17 protein-coding genes are annotated in these 17,144 nt (G+C 65.8%); 11 read left to right on the top strand and 6 right to left on the bottom strand.

Annotated elements, in window-relative coordinates:
- Positions 1 to 7: 7 nt before the first annotated feature.
- The 5 genes from CLM74_RS13315 to CLM74_RS21760 all read left to right on the top strand — a co-directional run bounded on the left by CLM74_RS13315 (position 8) and on the right by CLM74_RS21760 (position 4,842).
- On the top strand, positions 8 to 550 hold the full coding sequence (locus tag CLM74_RS13315; RefSeq protein WP_100436494.1) for a DUF4189 domain-containing protein: 543 nt from the start codon (positions 8 to 10) through the stop codon (positions 548 to 550).
- A 506-nt stretch (positions 551 to 1,056) separates the two neighbouring features.
- The gene (locus CLM74_RS13310; protein ID WP_105164288.1) at positions 1,057 to 1,380 is read left to right on the top strand and encodes a DUF4189 domain-containing protein; all 324 of its coding nucleotides are present in this window, start codon (positions 1,057 to 1,059) and stop codon (positions 1,378 to 1,380) included.
- A 360-nt stretch (positions 1,381 to 1,740) separates the two neighbouring features.
- Positions 1,741 to 2,277, top strand: a complete 537-nt coding sequence (locus CLM74_RS13305; protein ID WP_032952144.1) for a hypothetical protein — start codon at positions 1,741 to 1,743, stop codon at positions 2,275 to 2,277.
- 57 nt (positions 2,278 to 2,334) lie between these two features.
- Positions 2,335 to 3,351, top strand: coding sequence for an XVIPCD domain-containing protein (locus CLM74_RS13300; RefSeq protein ID WP_105164287.1), 1,017 nt, complete (start codon positions 2,335 to 2,337; stop codon positions 3,349 to 3,351).
- A 96-nt stretch (positions 3,352 to 3,447) separates the two neighbouring features.
- Positions 3,448 to 4,842: a hypothetical protein gene (locus tag CLM74_RS21760; protein ID WP_234003366.1), complete on the top strand. Its 1,395-nt coding sequence runs from the start codon at positions 3,448 to 3,450 to the stop codon at positions 4,840 to 4,842.
- Between the two features lie 61 nt (positions 4,843 to 4,903).
- Here CLM74_RS21760 and CLM74_RS13290 read toward each other — a convergent pair whose 3' ends face one another.
- Positions 4,904 to 6,223 (bottom strand): XVIPCD domain-containing protein, encoded by a 1,320-nt coding sequence (locus CLM74_RS13290; protein WP_105164286.1) that lies wholly within the window; start codon positions 6,221 to 6,223, stop codon positions 4,904 to 4,906.
- Positions 6,220 to 6,873, bottom strand: a complete 654-nt coding sequence (locus tag CLM74_RS13285; protein WP_033831416.1) for a hypothetical protein — start codon at positions 6,871 to 6,873, stop codon at positions 6,220 to 6,222. Before CLM74_RS13285 ends, CLM74_RS13290 begins: the two co-directional genes overlap by 4 nt.
- 335 nt (positions 6,874 to 7,208) lie before the next feature.
- Here CLM74_RS13285 and CLM74_RS13280 point away from each other — a divergent pair, with 335 nt between their 5' ends.
- The gene (locus tag CLM74_RS13280; RefSeq protein WP_105164285.1) at positions 7,209 to 7,712 is read left to right on the top strand and encodes an N-acetyltransferase; all 504 of its coding nucleotides are present in this window, start codon (positions 7,209 to 7,211) and stop codon (positions 7,710 to 7,712) included.
- 30 nt (positions 7,713 to 7,742) lie between these two features.
- Here the strand turns inward: CLM74_RS13280 and CLM74_RS13275 are convergent, their stop codons facing one another.
- Positions 7,743 to 8,180, bottom strand: a complete 438-nt coding sequence (locus tag CLM74_RS13275) for an acetyltransferase (protein WP_105164284.1) — start codon at positions 8,178 to 8,180, stop codon at positions 7,743 to 7,745.
- A 105-nt stretch (positions 8,181 to 8,285) separates the two neighbouring features.
- Positions 8,286 to 9,008 (bottom strand): hypothetical protein, encoded by a 723-nt coding sequence (locus tag CLM74_RS13270; RefSeq protein ID WP_199776050.1) that lies wholly within the window; start codon positions 9,006 to 9,008, stop codon positions 8,286 to 8,288.
- 222 nt (positions 9,009 to 9,230) lie between these two features.
- On the opposite strand from CLM74_RS13270, the gene tadA reads away from it, so the two are divergent.
- The 4 genes from tadA to CLM74_RS13250 all read left to right on the top strand — a co-directional run bounded on the left by tadA (position 9,231) and on the right by CLM74_RS13250 (position 12,673).
- Positions 9,231 to 9,755 (top strand): tRNA adenosine(34) deaminase TadA, encoded by a 525-nt coding sequence (tadA, locus tag CLM74_RS13265; protein ID WP_080148523.1) that lies wholly within the window; start codon positions 9,231 to 9,233, stop codon positions 9,753 to 9,755.
- Between the two features lie 75 nt (positions 9,756 to 9,830).
- A complete protein-coding gene (orn, locus tag CLM74_RS13260) occupies positions 9,831 to 10,403 on the top strand; it encodes an oligoribonuclease (protein ID WP_025879267.1) in 573 nt (190 codons plus the stop codon).
- Positions 10,404 to 10,517: 114 nt separating this feature from the next.
- Complete coding sequence (locus CLM74_RS13255) at positions 10,518 to 11,390, top strand: EcsC family protein (RefSeq protein ID WP_105164283.1); 873 nt, start codon at positions 10,518 to 10,520, stop codon at positions 11,388 to 11,390.
- 167 nt (positions 11,391 to 11,557) lie between these two features.
- Positions 11,558 to 12,673 carry an alkene reductase gene (locus tag CLM74_RS13250; RefSeq protein WP_105164282.1) on the top strand — a complete coding sequence of 372 codons (1,116 nt, stop codon included), beginning with the start codon at positions 11,558 to 11,560 and terminating at the stop codon, positions 12,671 to 12,673.
- Between the two features lie 74 nt (positions 12,674 to 12,747).
- Here CLM74_RS13250 and CLM74_RS13245 read toward each other — a convergent pair whose 3' ends face one another.
- Together CLM74_RS13245 and ppsA are read right to left on the bottom strand one after the other, a co-directional pair.
- Positions 12,748 to 13,641 (bottom strand): mechanosensitive ion channel domain-containing protein, encoded by an 894-nt coding sequence (locus CLM74_RS13245; protein ID WP_105164281.1) that lies wholly within the window; start codon positions 13,639 to 13,641, stop codon positions 12,748 to 12,750.
- Between the two features lie 150 nt (positions 13,642 to 13,791).
- Positions 13,792 to 16,170, bottom strand: a complete 2,379-nt coding sequence (ppsA, locus tag CLM74_RS13240; protein ID WP_032976195.1) for a phosphoenolpyruvate synthase — start codon at positions 16,168 to 16,170, stop codon at positions 13,792 to 13,794.
- A 145-nt stretch (positions 16,171 to 16,315) separates the two neighbouring features.
- Here ppsA and CLM74_RS13235 point away from each other — a divergent pair, with 145 nt between their 5' ends.
- Positions 16,316 to 17,137 (top strand): pyruvate, water dikinase regulatory protein, encoded by an 822-nt coding sequence (locus CLM74_RS13235; RefSeq protein WP_089236004.1) that lies wholly within the window; start codon positions 16,316 to 16,318, stop codon positions 17,135 to 17,137.
- Positions 17,138 to 17,144 lie beyond the last annotated feature (7 nt).

Here is a 17,144-nt window from a genome sequence, read left to right as displayed (position 1 = left end):
GTTAGCTATGAAGTTGATTGCATATTGGGTGCTGCTTGTCTCGTGTCTTCTCCTGCTGGGCGGTATTGATCGTGCGTGGGCGGAAGGAAACTGCCCGCCTGGGTATTACCCTATTGGCGGGCAAGGTGCACGGGGATGTGCGCCGATTCCCGGAGGTGGCGCTGGAAGCACTGGCTCCTCGGAGATCCGTCTCGCAACTCCGACCGGTAAGTGGACCAAAACCTGGGGCGCAGTTGCGGAGTCGAAGAGCACTCAGGATGCTGGGGTTTCAACGGGGTTGCGATCCAAGAATGAGGCCGAGCGCGAAGCAGTTTCAAAGTGTGGAGCGTCAGGTGCCCGAGACTGCACGGTCAGCATGAGCTATTTCAATCAGTGTATTTCCTGGGTCATTCCAAGCGGGCGATCCGGTGCAGGGCGTGCGGGACTTGGGACAGGGGCTACCCCTGAGTTGGCGCAGGTCGCTTCGCAATCCATGTGCCGCAATGATCGTGCAGGACAATGTGAGGTGTTCTACTCGAACTGTACCAAGCCATTATTTGATGAGTTCTGACAGAGGGCGTACGGCAAGGCAGGTCAGCGCAATGGCGCACACGAGGCAGAGGCCAGGCAGGCTACGCGTCTGACTCGCCGGGTGTGCTGAACCGGACGCCGGGTGCATCACTCCTGACGCGAGCAGGTCTGAGGGAACAAGGACAGTCGTGAATCCCAAGCCCCGCAATGGGAGTGCTTGAGTCCCATTGGCCTCTCGCCAGAGGGGTATGCCAACGTCGTAACCAACTGGTTTTGGTAAGGCATTGTGGCCTTGAGGGTGGCGCGTGAAACTGCACGTTGGCCCGGATCGCGTGCAACGGGCCTCGGGCCTCTAGCGCTGAAGTTGACGTTGGTACGTGCGCAGCCTGTATCGGATGATGGCGGTCGAGAGATTGGAGGACGTTGGAGAATGAAGCTTCAACATCACGTAGTTTCCTTATCGTTCCTTTTCCCGGGGCCACGGAGTTCATCGCAAAGCCGCTCGACAAGCGAGGCGCGTCCACGGGAACCGCAAAGGATGGCCGCATGGTGGCCAACATGGCCCAGTCTTGGAGCGCGATCGCTGCAGGCAGTGCGCCCAAGGCCTACGCGATCCATATGGGGTTGAACGAGCGTGATGCACGTGACACCGCGGTCAGCCAGTGCGGGGCAGGTGACTGCAAAGTGGTGGCTGCGTTCACGCTTGGCCAGTGCGCCGCAGTGGTCCGTGCCCGCAGCAGGGGCAGTGACGTTGTGCAGGCCTATTCTGCCGTGGCCGGGACGCTGCCCGAAGCGGAGGAAAAGGCAGTGGGAGAATGTATCGATGCCGATGCGAAAGCCTGTCCTCTGGTATTCAACAACTGCATGTGAGGCTACGGGCGATTTGGGGGCGCTGTGCCGCCCGCGTCCCTCTTGCTTCGTGGATGTGGACCCGGATTTTGTGACTGGTGGCTCCATTTCAAGCTTGCGCTCTTCGACGCAATAGACCTCCTCGCGCTAAGCTCTCCCGGCGTCAGAAAAATGACGCTTCGGCGCTACCGATTGCAGGAGCTTTTCCGTCCATGAGGACCCTGTCTGCCCGTCCGACGGGTGACGCTTGCCACCATCGCTGCCACGGCACTCCCGGAGCTATCATCCGCATCTGCAGGGTGACCGGCGCGGCCGGGCAACGCCACCGTGCCCGTCATCAACGCGGGCATCGGCAAGACGACATTGAAGGAGTGGGAGGGGATGGACGACAGGTTTGGCGCACACATGGACGATGCCCTGGCATTCGTTCCGTCCGGTGCGAACCTGCTGGAAGCCGTCAGGGGCGAGCTCAACGGCGATGGCATCGAGTACCAGCTGCTGGTCATCGACCAGCCGACGCCGGAAGGGCTGGTGCCTGGCCAGCACGGACCAAACCGGGTGCTGCTGTTGCTGCGCGGTGACGGGCGCGGGCGCTGGCAGCTGGCCGCGCGCAACGACAAGCTGGTGCCGTGTTCCACCCGCGGTGGCCTGGCTGGCGACCCATTTGCGTATGCAATGGTTGAGGAAGACACCTTCAGTGTGATCACCAACGGCGGCAGCCGCGAGCGCTGGAGCAGCACGTACCGGTTCCGCTACGCATCGGCGGACAAGGCGTGCTGGGTGGACGGGGTGAGACGCAAGGTCGTGGATATCGAGACCGAGGCGACCAACATCCGGGATTTCTCGGTGGCGGAACTGGGCAGGGTGCGGTTCGAGGACTTCGACCCGTCCAGTGTCGCCGAGGTGTCGCTTCCATGAGCCAAGCTCCATCCGGCGGAAAGGAATCCGCGCTGATGAACATCCAGGAGTTGCACTGTGTCGACCGATAGAGAGTCGCAACTGCTGCGGCAGGCGACGAAAGCCGGCATCGACTCCCCCCTTGAACTGGCCAATTTCATGGCCCAGGCAGGGCACGAGTCGCGCGGCCTGAGCCGGCTCAACGAGAGTTTCAACTATACCCGGGGCATCTCGCAGATCCCGGTCGAAGCGGCGTGGCGCAATGGCACCGAGGCGCTGGAGTCCGCGCGCCAGGAAGCCCTGCGAGGGCGTCCGGATGATCTGGCTGAGCTGATGTATGGCGGCCGGATGGGCAATGACGCGCCCGGAGATGCGCTCAAGTACCACGGGCGCGGTTATCTGCCGCTGACCGGCAAGGAAAGCTACGAGCGCGCCGGCAGTGCGCTGGATCTGGATCTGGTCAACCAGCCCGAGCTTGCATCGCAGCCGGAACATGCAGGTCGCATCGCGGTGTGGCAGTGGCAGAACCGTGTGCCGGAACACGCGCGCGAGGACGTGCGCGAGGCTACGTACGCCATCAACGGTGCCGTCAACGGGGTGGAGGACCGGCTCAAGCGTTTCGAGGCGTGGCAGCAGAAGCTGACCCCGGACGTGATGGACCGGCTTGCCCGCGGCGAAGTGGGCGAACCTGCACAGTTGCCTGAGCGCGCGCGCGATATGTCCGATCCGGCCCATGCCGGCAACCGGTTGTTTACCGAGGCGCGGGGTCATCTGCAGCAGATGGGGCCGCAGAGTGGCCTGCGCAGCCAGCAGGAACTGGACAATACGGCCGGGGCCTTGGCGTTGAGCGCACAGAAGGCAGGGATGAGCCGTATCGATCATGTGGTGACCGGTACCGACGGCAGGGCGCTGTTTGCGGTGCAGGGCGTCATGGGGGACCCGGCGATGCAGCGCTCGATGGTGCAGCGTGAGGCCGCTGCCCAGCTGCCGCTCGAGCAGAGCAGCCAGCAGTTGGCGGCCGAAGCCTCTTCCCGCCAGGAACAGACCGCTTCGGTCATCCGCGAGCAGGATCAGAATCGCCCGCGATCGCTGTAATCTGGGCACCGCCCGGCAGGTCGGAGACCGGCGGGCCCATCGCACGACACCGAGCACCCTCGGGTGCCTACATGGATCTCTTTGTAAGGACACAACATGCGAAACACTTTCCTGCGTTCCCAAGCGGCCCAGCGTGGCCGCGCTCCGGCACTGTGGCTGCTGCCGCTGGGACTGGCTGCCGCCATGGCCCACGCACAGCAGGCACCGGACGCCCCGGCGGCTCCCGCCGTCGAGGAGCCGGTGCCAGCACCGGTAGTGGCCGCGGCGGACGCGCAGACGCCCGCTAACGCCGCAACTGATGCCGTAGCTGCACCGGCTCCCGTCGCCGCGGCTGAGCCGGTGCCTGCCCTGGTAGCTGCACCTGTGCCGTCCATGCCCCCGGCGCCCGAACCCGCACCGCAGCCGCAACCGGCGACGGGCGTGGCTCCGGAAGCCGTCTCTGCCGAACCCGCGAGTGCACCGGCACCTGCGGCAGCACCGATGGCACCGCCGGCCGACGTTGCCTCCACCAATGCTGCGCCTGTCGCAACGGCTCCTGTCGCAGCTCCTCCACCGGCTCCCGCGCAGGTGCCGGCCCCGGCACCCGCGGTCGCACAGGCGCCCGACACCGCGCCAGCTTCTGCCCCGGCTCCCATCGCACCGCCGATCATCCCGCTGGCACCGGACCAGGCCGCCGAGCGCCAGCTCGGTGCGCGCTGCCCGGTCGATCTGGCCGGTCGCCTGGCACCGCAGGGCGATCTGATGATCGGCGCCTGCCAGGGCACGTTGCCGCCGCACCTGGCGGCGCTGCTGGTGGCCTTGTCTGAGCAGGACATCCACCTGCCGCGCAGCTGGCGCGAGCGTGAAGTGCGCCAGAAGGCATGGTTCAAGGCTGTGGCCGGCATGGGCCAGCGCCCGGACTTCATCGCCCGCCTGGGAGACATCTGGGTGCGTTCGTTTGAAGGCGCGGATGCGTCGACGACCACCTACCTGGTCTCGGCGCCGTTCGACTGTGCCGATGGCGCACTTCCAAACGAGAACACCGCAGAGCCCGTCCGACTCGCAGCCGGCAGTTGCGGGCAGGCCTACGTCCGCCAGCGCGTGTACCAGGTGGGCAGCGATGGCGTCCCGCAGGACATCACTGCAATGGCAATGCCGGCGGCACCGTCGATCGCCGAGGCCGATCGTGCCCGTCACCGCACCCGCGAAGGCAAGATCAGCCTCGACCACAGCAAGTTGCAGTACGGACCGGCCATGCGCTGGTTCGTGCAGTACCCGGAATCACCGCAGAAGACCGGTCCGCACAGTTTCAGTGACTGGAACCGCGAACATCTGGCCTTCGTGGTGTGGAACGGCACCCGCTTCGAGCTGCGCGATACCGTGACGCGCGCGCAGTGGCCGTGTGATCCGGTGGCGCCGGGCGACAAGGCCTGCGGCGGCTTCCCTGACTCGGGCCCGGATGCGTACGTGCTAGCAGGGCCGGCGGCGCACTCGGCGGTTTCCAGCCCCTGATCGACCGCGGAAATGACGGGAGCCGGCAGTGCCGGCTCCCGTTTTCATTCCAGCAAGCGTCTCAGGCGTGCAGGCTGCGCTGGGTCGCCTGGGTCTGTTCCAGCTGCTGCTCGCGCGCAAGGGCTTGGCCGGCAGCCTGCTGCTCGATGCGCTGGCTGCTCTGCTCCAGCGGCGTGTTCATCGCGCGGGTGGTGTCGACGGACACGCGCAGATGGCCGGGGTCGCCGCCCTCACCCTGCAGGGCGAAGCTGCGTGACGCGTCGGCACTCATCAGTACCTCATCGATCCGCTGTCCGCCGGCGGCATGCATTTCCGCAGCCAGCGAGCCTGCCAGTTGCGCGCTCATGCCATCGGGTGTGCGGCCGACGCGGGCGTCCTGTGCGTGCACGCCGCGCAGGGCATCATTGAACAAGGGGTTGCCGACGTGGCCGGCGTCGTCGATGCGCAGCATGCCGATCGGGCGCCCCTGCCTTTCGGCTTCACGGCGCGCGGGTTCGCCCGGTTCCAGGGGACCACGCAGATGGTCGAAGAGATCCTTGACGCCGCCCGGCAGGCCGCGCGTACCGGTGGTGACGCCACTGCGCAACAGCTCCATCTTGTCCCGGTATTCGTCGATCATTTTGATGTTGTCGCGTGCCAACGCCTGCGTCTCCGGCCTGCCCAGCACCGAGTCGTCGCCGAGGAAATTGACCAGCTTGTGCGAACCGAAGGAGGTGGCGGCCGCGCCCAGCGCGCTGTCGGGAATCAGGATGCGCAGACGGCTGTTGCTGAAGCCCCAGTCGCCCAGCGTTTCGATCTCCTGGGGCGTGGCGTACACGCGCACCTGGCCGAAGTGCGGCGAAGCGGCGCTGACTGGGTCGGCTGCCATGACGTGGTTGACAACGCTGGTGCCGCCTTCGGGAATGCGGTAGCCAAGACTGGCCGCGCCATAGGCGTTGAAGGTCTCGCCCTTCAGGTTGTAGTGGTGCGCGCTGATCTGGGCCAGCGCGCCGCCCAGCGAATGCCCGGTGACGGTGACCTCAGGTGCCTGGCCGAGGTCGCGTCCTTCCTTGGCAGCGTAGGCGAGGGCGCGCTGGGTCAGTGCCAGCGCATCGGCGGCCTGCACGTTGTAGCGGGCGACCACCATGCCGCCATCGGCGAGTAGGCCATCGCGGGCGATCTGCTCGGTGCCGCGATGGGAGACCACGATCTCCTGCGTGTCCACGCGCTGGTAGATCGTGCCTTGATAGCCATTGAAGCGGTTGCTGACGTGCTCGAGCACCTTGTAGTCATGCCCATTGAGGGAAACATGCTCTTCCTGTCCGGGGGCGCGGCGACCGACTTTCAGGTCGCGATAGGCATCGTTGGACAGCGCGGCGTAGTCCTGGCTGCCGAGGGTCACGGCTGCACCTCATCGGCCGTCAAGGTGGCAGAGAACAGCGTGTCCTGCAGTTCCGGGCGGAACCGGCTGGCGTCCTTCTGGCCGGTAGCGCCATAGTCGGGCAGGTCCGCCACACGTGGGTAGTCGCCCTGCGGATAATGGCGCGTCTCAGCCTGGCCTTTGACGAACGGATCGGCCTCGATGAAGGACAGGAAGCGCGTCTCGCCATCGGCGCCGGTCGCCTTCAACATCGCGCCGGCGCCACTGAAGGCCCAATGGCAGACGCCGCGGCCGTAGTAGTCCTCGTCGAGCATGCGGTCCAGGTAGACGGTGCCGCGGTACTCGTTATCGGTGACCCTGCGCAGCGTCACCGGCTCCTGGCTGGTGATGCGGGCGGGAGCGCCGGTGGCGGGCTCGATGTAGCCGCACTGCGCTTCGTTGCTGACATCGTACTGGGCAACGCCTTCGACCACGGCAAAGCTGCCCGGCGGGTTGTGCAGGCGCAGTACCAGTTCATAGGCCTTGCGCGGTGAGGGGTTGAGCTTGGCCAGGCCACGTCCTCCCTGGGCGACGTCGGACTCGGCGGAAGCAAGTTCCTGGTTCATGGCGGTCTCCGGGCTGCAGGCAATCAGTAGAAGCAAGGCAAGACACGGGAGGGATGTGCGGCGCACCGTCAGCCTCCGGTCGGAGGGGTGAGCGCGTTCGCGACGGGGCACGCTGCAGGCGACGAAGGTGCGCGCCGCACTGGCGAGGAAAGACGGGCAATCACGGCATGTCTCCTTTCCTTGGTGACCACGATCCCGGACCCGGGAAGGCTAGATTGCGCGATTCTCACGGCAGAAAAGTGAAATAGTCGAAATTTTGACGCTATCAAACTGGATAGGATGCAGCGAACTGTGATTCGTATCCGGATTTCACACGTGGGGTACAGGCATCGGGCGCGGGCCGTTGCTTCCTCGATGCGGCATGATCAAGGTGCTTACTCCGTTCCGACGACGTGCCGACGATGCTTTCCATCCGCCCTGAACTGCCCGCAGACGCTGCTGGAATCCACTTCCTGACCGAGGCGGCCTTCCGCAATGCGCCGCACAGCAGCCGCACCGAACAGCACATCGTCGACGCATTGCGTGAGCGTGGCGAGCTGAGCATCTCGCTGGTGGCAGAGGATGCGGGCCAATTGGTGGGTCATGTCGCGCTGTCCCCGGTCAGCGTGCAGGACGGCAGCCAGGGCTGGTTCGGGCTCGGGCCGATTTCGGTGCTGCCGCAGCAGCAGGGGCGCGGCGTGGGCACGGCATTGATGCGGGCCGCGATCGAGGCTCTGCGCAAGAAGGGCGCGCGGGGCTGCGTGCTGTTGGGCGAGCCGGCCTACTACGGGCGCTTCGGCTTCCGTGCCGTGCCGGATCTGGTACTGCCCGGCGTGCCGGCGGCGTACTTCCAGGCTCTGTGCCTGCAGCCACCGATGGCACAGGGGGAGGTGCGTTACTCGCCGGCGTTCGACGTGGTTGCCTGACCGGGGAACGGCCGGCGTTCCAACCGCCGGTCAGCCTGGATGGCGCAGGTGGATGAGGGGATACGGACGACCCTGCGAATCCACCGGCGAGCGTCCGGTTTCGATGAAACCCATGCGCCGATAGAAGCCCACGGCCTGCGCATTCTGCGCATTGACGTCGGTGGTCAGTTGCGGCTGCAGTGCCAGCGCATGCTGCAGCAGCTGGCGGCCGATACCGGTTCCGCGCACGTCGGGATCGATGAACAACGCTTCCATGTGCGAGCCGTCGATCAGCATGAAACCCTGCGGCTGGTCCTGGTCGCCGACGGCCACGACCATCGGGGCCGTCGGCAGGAAGCCGGCAACTTCAGCATCGATAGCCTGACGGTCTTCGGTACTGAGGAAATCATGGGTGGCGTCGACGGCCCGGCGCCAGAGATCGACGAGAGCGTCGCCATCGGTGGTGCGGGAAGGGCGCAGGGTGGTCATGGGATCGGCCAAGGTGCTTTGCAGTACCCGGATTGTACCGGTGCGACACCCGCAAACAGAAAGCCCCGCCGAAGCGGGGCCTTGGATGTCACCGTTCGCTGCGCCTCACTGCACGGTGCAGGCGGACAGTGCCGGGAAGCCGATGACTTCGCCATTGCCGGTGCAGGCCAGCGTGACCTTCTGGCCCTTCTTCAGGCTGGCAGCCACGTCCTTGGGCAGGTCGCTGGCCTGTACGAAGCCGAACGGCTTGGCGCTCAGCTGCACGACCGGCTTGTCCATGAAGTCCGAGCTGATCGAGTCGACCGTGCCGGAAACCAGCAGCGCCTTGCCCTTGTACTTGCCATCGGCAGCGATCTCGTTGTCCTGGTAGTCGCTGAACATCGTGTTGGCGGTCACTTCCACAGCCGAGGCGGAGGCCGCAGCGGCATCGTTGGTGACGGCAGTGGCTGCCGGTTCTGCAGCCTTGGCGGCAGCGTCTGCCTCCGTGGCGGCGGACGAGACGCTGGCTTCAGCAACGGCCGCATCGTACTGGCCCTTGCTCTGCGCGCTGATGCCGCTCACGGTGCCGGCAAAGATCGCCAGGCCGACGAAGTACACGATCGGCGAAACGATGATCGAGCCCAGCAGCTGGAACAGGCCCTTCATGGCGCCGCCCTTGGCCATCGCGACGATGGCGAGGATGAAGGCCACCAGGTTCAGCGGCCAGCCCAGGAACAGGCCCAGGCCGGGGAACGGGACGAGGAAGCACAGCCAAGCGATCGCCAGCGTGATCCATGCGGCTTTTCCGGCAGGGCTGGCCTGCACGGTGGTTTCTGCAACTGCGTTCAAAACTACCCCCTGTAGAGATCGAAAGGTGAAATCGCTGCCAGCAAGCAGCAGTGCACAGTCGTCAGATGACGAAAACGCGGTCGTAGCGTGAAGGAGTCTTCACAGCAGATCAAGCGGCGATGCAGCGTTTGCCGGTGCGGCGCTTCGCATCCGCGCAGCGGAAGCGCCAAAAGGCCTGCGTTACACTACGCGCGCGCTCATTCCTTGAATCCGAGAAACGCCATGACTGATGCCTTGGGCGTGCCGGTGCACGACGTCGACGAGAGCTGGATGCGCCACGCATTGGCATTGGCCGAACGTGCGCAACGCGAGTTTGACGAGATCCCGGTCGGTGCGGTGCTGGTGGGTGCCGACGGTCAGCTGCTGGGCGAGGGCTGGAACCTCAACATTGCCTCGCACGATCCCAGCGCGCATGCCGAGATCGTGGCCATGCGCGAGGGCGGGCGGATGCTGGCCAATCACCGCCTGATCGGCAGCACGCTGTATGTCACCCTGGAGCCGTGCGCGATGTGTGCGATGGCGATCGTGCACGCACGCGTCGCGCGCCTGGTCTACGGTGCCAGCGACCCCAAGACCGGCGCCTGCGGCAGCGTGTTCGATCTGGTCGCTGATGCCCGCCACAATCACCGGGTGGAGGTCCATGCCGGCGTGCTGGCCAAGGAAGCGGGCAACCGGCTGACCAACTACTTCAGGGCCAAGCGTGGCAAGCCGCCGCTGCTGCTGGAGGACCACGCTGGCGAGGGCTGAGTGGCGAAAGGGTATGATGGCCGCCACTTTCCATTACCGGCCGGCCTCGTGCCTGCCCAGCAACGAGGCGACACGATGGCAGAGAACGGCGCGGCCAACGAGCGGCTGATCTGGATCGACCTGGAAATGACCGGGTTGGATACCGACAACGATTCGATCATCGAGATCGCCACCGTGGTCACCGACGCCCAGCTCAACGTGCTGGCCGAGGGCCCGGAGTTCGCCATCCATCATCCCCTGGAAACGCTGGAAGCGATGGACGAGTGGAACCGCAACCAGCATCGTCGTTCGGGCCTGTGGCAGCGCGTCATCGACAGCACCACCACGCTTGGCCAGGCCGAAGCGCAGACCGTGGCCTTCCTGGCGCAGTGGATTCCGGCCGGCGTGTCACCGATGTCGGGCAACTCCATCTGCCAGGACCGCCGCTTCCTGCACCGGCAGATGCCGCGGCTGGAAAAGTACTTCCACTACCGCAACCTGGACGTGTCCACGGTGAAGGAACTGGCCAAGCGCTGGGCGCCAAGCGTGGCTGCGGGCGTGGGCAAGAACAGCAACCACACCGCACTGAGCGATGTGCACGATTCGATCAACGAACTGCGCCACTACCGCCAGTTCATGGGCGCGCTGTCGGGGCTGCCGAGCCCGTGAGGGTTGGTGCCGGCCGCTGGCCGGCAATCGCCTGATCCCAGCCGGCGGCGCAGGGTTGTCGTCCAGCGGCCGGCACCACCCTGCGTTCAACTCCCTGGCGCTAAGATCGGCCGCATGAACGAGCCCATCCTGCTGCCCCGCGATATCGCCCACGACGCTGGTGACTGGTCTGACCTGCAGCGGGCGGTAGCACTGCTGGAAGCCCCCACGATCACCGCGCGCATGGCCAACCTGGTCGGGACGCCGCTGGAGTTCGCGGTGAAGGCGCTTCCCACCTCGGTGTCCAACCGCATCCACGGTGCGGTGCAGGCGGCGTTGTCCAAATCGGTGCAGGCCGCGCTGTGGAGCATGGACAACACTCCTGGCAAGGGCGCCTCGACACGTTGGCACAAGCTGGCGGCGGCGACGTCCGGCGCGGTGGGTGGGGCGTTCGGTTTCGCTGCGCTGTTCATCGAGCTGCCGGTGTCGACCACGATCATGATGCGCGCGGTAGCCGACGTTGCCCGCAGCGAAGGCTTCGATCTATCGCAGTTCAGCACCCGCCAGGCCTGCCTGGAGGTGTTCGCACTGGGCGGCAATTCGCCGCGCGACGATGCCAGCGAGACCGGCTACTACCTCGCCCGTGGTTTCACCACCGATGTCATGCGCCACCTCTCGGCCGAACTGGCCGGGCGCGTGGTGACCGGACGTGACCTGACCCTGGGCGTGGCGCCGAAGGAAGCCGGCAAGCTGCTGGCCAAGCTGGTGGAAAAGGTCGCCGCCCGTTTCGGCGTGGTGGTCACCGAGAAGTTTGCCGCGCAGGCGGTACCAATCGTCGGTGCGGCGGCCGGCGCGACGCTCAACACCATGTTCACCGACTACTACCAGGACATGGCCCGCGGCCATTTCATCGTGCGCCGGCTGGAGTTGAAGTACGGCGAAGATGTCGTGCGCGCCTGCTATGACCGTGTCGCCCACGGCGGGGCGTTGATCGAGCCGACGTTGTAACGATGGGGTCGGAGCCCTTTCCTGCGGAAAGGGATCCGACCCCGACCGCCGCAGGGAAGGGCTCTGACCCTTGCCTGCCAGGCACAACTGTTTTGCGTGGACGTGCCTGTTGCGCGCGCAGCGCCATCCCCATCCTTGCCGGCAGTCCCCCGCAAGAGAGTGCCGCCATGTTGTTCACCCCCTACCGCCTGGGCGCGCTGACGCTGCCCAACCGTATCGTGATGCCACCGATGACCCGCTCGCGTGCGGCGGCCGGCAATGTCGCCACCGCGCAGATGGCCGAGTACTACGCCCAGCGCGCTGGTGCCGGGCTGATCGTCAGCGAAGGCACCCAGATCAGCCCGCAGGGCCAGGGCTATGCCTGGACCCCGGGCATCCACAGCGACGAACAGGTGCAGGGCTGGCGCAGGGTCACCGATGCCGTGCACGCGGCCGGTGGGCGCATCTACGCCCAGCTCTGGCATGTCGGCCGTGTCTCCCATGTGGCCCTGCAACCGGACGGCGCGGCGCCGGTCTCTTCCTCGGCACTGCTGGCCGACGGGGTGAAGGTCTTCGTCGACCCGACCGGCGCCGGTCCGGAATCCGGCGTGGGCGAAATGATCCAGCACTCGATGCCGCGCGCGCTGGGCGAGGACGAGATTCCGGGCATCGTGGCCGACTATGCGCAGGCCACCCGCAATGCACTGGCTGCCGGATTCGATGGCGTCGAGCTGCACGGCGCGAACGGCTATCTGATCAACCAGTTCATCGACTCGCAGGCCAACCAGCGTACCGACGGCTATGGCGGCGCGCTGCGCAATCGCCTGCGCTTCCTGCGCGAGGTGGTGCAGGCGGTGGTCGATGTCGCTGGCGGCGAGCGAGTCGGCGTGCGTCTGGCGCCGTTGACCACGCTGCAGGGGGCGGTCGATGACACGCCGCAGGCGACCTATCTGGCTGCCGCACACCTGCTGGGCGAGCTGGGTGTGGGTTACCTGCACATCGCCGAGGCCGACTGGGAGGATGCCCCGTTGATGCCCGTCGCGTTCAAGCAGGCGCTGCGGATGATCTATCCGGGCACGTTGATCTACGCCGGCAAGTACACCGCCGAGCGTGCCGCGCAGGCGCTTGCGGAGGGCTGGGCCGACCTGATCGGTTTCGGTCGGCCGTTCATCGCCAATCCCGATCTGCCCGAGCGCCTGCGCAGCGGCGCGGTGTTGAATTCGCCCGATCGCGCGACGTACTTCGGTGGTGGCGCGGCGGGATTCACCGACTATCCGGTGCTGGAAGAGGCAGTCGAGGCCTGAAGCAGCGCCCGCCGGGCATGGCCCGGCGCTACCGATGACGGCGGATGGGTGCCGACCGTTGTCGGCACTGCCGATCAGGGCTTGTCGCGCACCAGTGCGTCGGCCTCGACCACGCCGCCATCCTTGCCATGCAGGTACAGGTGCATGTCCTGCTGCGGATACGGGATGTTGATGCCGGCCTTGTCGTAGCCCAGCTTGATCTGTTCAAGCAGGGTGACCTTGGTGCCGAAGTGATCGGCCGATTTCACGTAGCAGCGGATGCCCAGATTGATGGCGTGCGCGCCCAGCTCGTACACCACCACGTCCGGTGCCGGCGTCTGCAGCACGCGCGGGTCGGCCTTCATCAGCGCCAGTGCGGTATCACGCGCCAACTGGATGTTGTCTTCGTAACCGATGCCCACCACCAGCTCGACGCGGCGGGTGGGCTCTGCGGTGAGGTTGATGATCGGTGCGGCGGTGATCAGCGTGTTCGGAATGGTGGTGTGCTGGTTGTCCGCGCCGGTGATCACGGTCTGGAAAATGCGTACCTCGCGAACCGTGCCGGTCTGCCCGGCGATGGTCACCACATCGCCTACGCGGAACGGACGCAGGGTCACCAGCATCACGCCGGAGGCGATATTCGATAGCGAATCCTTCAGCGCCAGGCCAACGGCGAGGCCGGCGGTACCGAGCACGGCCAGCAGCGGAGTGATCTGCACGCCCAGCGTGCCGATGGCCAGGATCACCACGATCACCAGCGAGGCCGCGTAGACCACGTTGCGCAGGAAGCTGCCCAGCATCGGGTCCACGCCCATGCGCGAGGTGGCGCGCGGCATGGCATTGGACAGCCGTCGTGCCAGCCACATGCCGACCAGCAGCACTATGATCGCGGCCAGCAACGGCACGCCGTAGGTCTCCAGCAGGCGTTCCCAGTCGAGTGAGCGGAACCAGGAGGTCGTGGCGGGGGAGGGTGGGGCAGCGGCGATCATGCGGACTCCTTTGCAACGGCAACAGGTGCGACGGGAACATGGCGTACGCGGACGCCAGAAACAGCAAGCCCCGCAGAGGCGGGGCTTGCGTGCAGCTTCAGTATGGGCAGGCGTCGATGAAAGCGACGTCAGCCATCACACGTCAACAGGTCAACCCTTGGCCTTCAACTTGGCCAAGCGCAACCAGGTATCGACCACGGTATCCGGATTCAACGACACCGACTCGATGCCTTCCTGCATCAGCCATTCGGCCAGATCCGGATGATCGGACGGGCCCTGGCCGCAGATGCCGACGTACTTGCCCTTGGCCCGTGCCGACTTGATCGCCATCGACAGCAGCTTCTTCACCGCCGGGTTCCGCTCATCGAACAGGTGCGCCACGATCGACGAATCGCGGTCCAGGCCGAGGGTCAGCTGGGTCAGGTCGTTGGAACCGATCGAGAAGCCGTCGAAGATCTCCAGGAACTCATCGGCGAGCAGCGCGTTGGACGGCACTTCGCACATCATGATGATCTTCAGGCCGTTCTCGCCCTGCTTCAGACCGTTCTGGGCCAGCACCTCGACGACCTTGCGGCCTTCTTCCAGGGTGCGCACGAACGGGATCATGACCCACAGGTTGTCCAGGCCCATCTCGTTGCGCACGCGCAGCACGGCCTTGCACTCCAGTGCGAAGGCGGCCGAGAAGCTCGGATCGACGTAACGGCTGGCGCCGCGGAAGCCGATCATCGGGTTCTCTTCGTGCGGCTCGTAGTTGCTGCCGCCGATCAGGTTGGCGTACTCGTTGGACTTGAAGTCCGACAGGCGCACGATCACCGGGTTCGGCGCGACCGAGGCGGTCAGGGTGGCGATGCCTTCGGCCAGACGGTCCACGTAGAAGCCGACCGGGTCGGAATAACCGGCGATCTTCTCGTCGATCTTCTTCTTCGTCGCCGCATCCTGGCGGTCGTATTCCAGCAGCGCGTTGGGGTGGATGCCGATGTGGCTGGCGATGATCATTTCCAGGCGCGCCAGGCCGATGCCCGCGTTCGGCAGCTGGCCGAAGTCGAAGGCACGTTCCGGGTTGGCCACGTTCATCATGATCTTCAACGGTGCCGGCGGCATGTTGCCCAGATCAGTGGTGGTGCGCTCGAAGCCGAGCTTGCCTTCGTAGATGAAGCCGGTATCGCCTTCAGCGCAGCTGACGGTGACCAGCTGGCCATCCTCGATGACCTTGGTGGCATTGCCCGAACCGACCACGGCCGGCACGCCCAGTTCGCGCGCGATGATCGCCGCGTGGCAGGTACGGCCGCCGCGGTTGGTGACGATCGCCGAGGCACGCTTCATCACCGGCTCCCAATCGGGATCGGTCATGTCGGCGATCAGCACGTCGCCCGGCTGCACGCGGTTCATGTCTTCCAGCGTCTTCACCACGCGCGCCACGCCGGCACCGATCTTGGCGCCCACGGCACGGCCTTCGGCGAGAACGTTGCCGCCCTTTTCGGTCAGCGCGAAACGCTCGATCTGGGTGGCATGGCTGCGCGACTTCACGGTCTCCGGGCGCGCCTGCACGATGAACAGCTTGCCGCTGACACCATCCTTGGCCCACTCGATGTCCATCGGGCGGCCGTAGTGCTTTTCGATGGTCAGCGCCTGGCGCGACAGTTCGGCCACGTCTTCATCGTTGATCGAGAAGGTGCTGCGCAGTTCGGCCGGGGTGTCCTCGATCCTGACGCGCTCGCCGGGGACATCCGAGTACACCATGCGGATCGCCTTGCTGCCGAGCGAGCGGCGCAGGATCGCCGGCTTGCCGGCCTGCAGGGTGGGCTTGTAGACGTAGAACTCGTCGGGGTTGACCGCGCCCTGCACAACCATTTCGCCCAGGCCGAACGAGGAGGTGACGAACACCACGTCGCGGAAGCCGGACTCGGTGTCCAGGGTGAACAGCACGCCGGACGCGCCCACGCCCGAACGCACCATCAGCTGCACGCCTGCGGACAGGAACACGTCCTCGTGCTTGAAGCCGTGGTGCACGCGGTAAGCGATGGCACGGTCGTTGTACAGCGAGGCGAACACTTCCTTGACCTTGTGCACGACATCGTCGGCACCGGTGACGTTGAGGAAGGTTTCCTGCTGGCCGGCGAAGGAGGCATCGGGCAGATCTTCGGCGGTGGCCGAGGAGCGCACGGCCACGGCCACGTCGCCGCCGCCGTTGTCGGCGCTCAGCTTGGCGTAGGCGGTGCGGATGTCCTGGTCCAGCTGCGGCTGCAGCGGTGCATCGATCACCCAGCCGCGGATTTCCTTGCCGGCTGCGGTCAGCGCGTTGACGTCCTCGACGTCCAGCGTGGCCAGCTTGTCGAAGATGCGCTTGGACAGGTCGTTGTGCGCGATGAAGTCCTTGAAGGCTTCAGACGTGGTCGCGTAGCCCCCCGGAACGGAGACGCCCAGACCGGCAAGGTTGCCGATCATCTCGCCCAGCGAGGAATTCTTGCCGCCTACGCGGGCCAGGTCGGCCAGACGCAGTTCGTGCAACCACAGGATGTTCTCGTTCAAGCGCGATGCTCCGTTTGGCCATCGCCCGAGGCGGGCTTTGATGGCCGCGTCCGTAGGAAGAAGCCGATATGATGCCGGGCAGACCACCGTCGGCACAAGCTTGTGTTGGCGGCCCTTTTAGGCTTCGTAGGGGGTAAATGCGCGCATGTCGACCATCCGTCCGGTGTTCTACGTTTCCGATGGAACCGGTATCACCGCTGAAACCATTGGGCATAGCCTGTTGACCCAGTTCTCCGGGTTCAGCTTCATTACCGACCGGATGTCATTTGTCGATGACCCCGAAAAAGCCCGCGAAGCCTGTGCCCGGATCCAGGCGGCGGGGGAGCGCTACCAGGTCCGGCCGATCGTGGTGAACTCCTGCGTGGACCAGAGCCTGAGCGTGATCCTGTCCGAAAGCGGGGCGCTGATGCTGGATGTGTTCGCCCCGTTCATCGAGCCACTGGAGCGCGAACTGTCCAGCTCGCGCCTGAACCGGGTCGGCCAGGCCCACGGCATGGTCGACTTCGACACCTACCACCGGCGCATCAACGCGATGAACTTCGCGCTGACCCATGACGATGGCATCGCGGTCAATTACGACGACGCCGACGTGATCCTGGTGGCGGTGTCGCGGGCGGGCAAGACGCCTACCTGCATCTACCTGGCCCTGCATTACGGGGTGCGCGCGGCCAACTACCCGTTGACCGACGAGGATCTGGAGAGCGACCGCCTGCCGCCCCGCCTGCGCAACTACCGGCGCAAGCTGTTCGGCCTGACCATCGACCCGGACCGCCTGCAGCAGATCCGCCAGGAGCGCCGGCCCAATTCGCGCTACGCCAACCTGGACACCTGCAAGCGCGAGGTGGCTGCGGCGGAGGTCATGTTCCAGATGGAACGCATCCCGACCCTCAGCACCACCCATACCTCGATCGAGGAGATCTCCAGCAAGGTGCTCGGCACGCTGGGGCTGCAGCGCGAGCTGTATTGACGGGTGC

This window comes from Stenotrophomonas sp. MYb57 (genome assembly GCF_002966815.1).
Classification (GTDB): Bacteria; Pseudomonadota; Gammaproteobacteria; order Xanthomonadales; family Xanthomonadaceae; genus Stenotrophomonas; species Stenotrophomonas indicatrix.
This window is presented reverse-complemented; position numbering and strand designations above follow the sequence as displayed.

Coding starts and splice junctions, on each gene's coding strand:
- CLM74_RS13235 (WP_089236004.1), top strand. CDS start 16,316: ATGTCGACCATCCGTCCGGTGTTCTACGTTTCCGATGGAACCGGTATC.
- CLM74_RS13280 (WP_105164285.1), top strand. CDS start 7,209: ATGCTTTCCATCCGCCCTGAACTGCCCGCAGACGCTGCTGGAATCCAC.
- orn (WP_025879267.1), top strand. CDS start 9,831: ATGGCAGAGAACGGCGCGGCCAACGAGCGGCTGATCTGGATCGACCTG.
- CLM74_RS13255 (WP_105164283.1), top strand. CDS start 10,518: ATGAACGAGCCCATCCTGCTGCCCCGCGATATCGCCCACGACGCTGGT.
- CLM74_RS13275 (WP_105164284.1), bottom strand. CDS start 8,180: ATGACCACCCTGCGCCCTTCCCGCACCACCGATGGCGACGCTCTCGTC.
- CLM74_RS13315 (WP_100436494.1), top strand. CDS start 8: ATGAAGTTGATTGCATATTGGGTGCTGCTTGTCTCGTGTCTTCTCCTG.
- CLM74_RS13245 (WP_105164281.1), bottom strand. CDS start 13,641: ATGATCGCCGCTGCCCCACCCTCCCCCGCCACGACCTCCTGGTTCCGC.
- CLM74_RS13305 (WP_032952144.1), top strand. CDS start 1,741: ATGGACGACAGGTTTGGCGCACACATGGACGATGCCCTGGCATTCGTT.
- CLM74_RS13250 (WP_105164282.1), top strand. CDS start 11,558: ATGTTGTTCACCCCCTACCGCCTGGGCGCGCTGACGCTGCCCAACCGT.
- CLM74_RS21760 (WP_234003366.1), top strand. CDS start 3,448: ATGCGAAACACTTTCCTGCGTTCCCAAGCGGCCCAGCGTGGCCGCGCT.
- CLM74_RS13310 (WP_105164288.1), top strand. CDS start 1,057: ATGGTGGCCAACATGGCCCAGTCTTGGAGCGCGATCGCTGCAGGCAGT.
- tadA (WP_080148523.1), top strand. CDS start 9,231: ATGACTGATGCCTTGGGCGTGCCGGTGCACGACGTCGACGAGAGCTGG.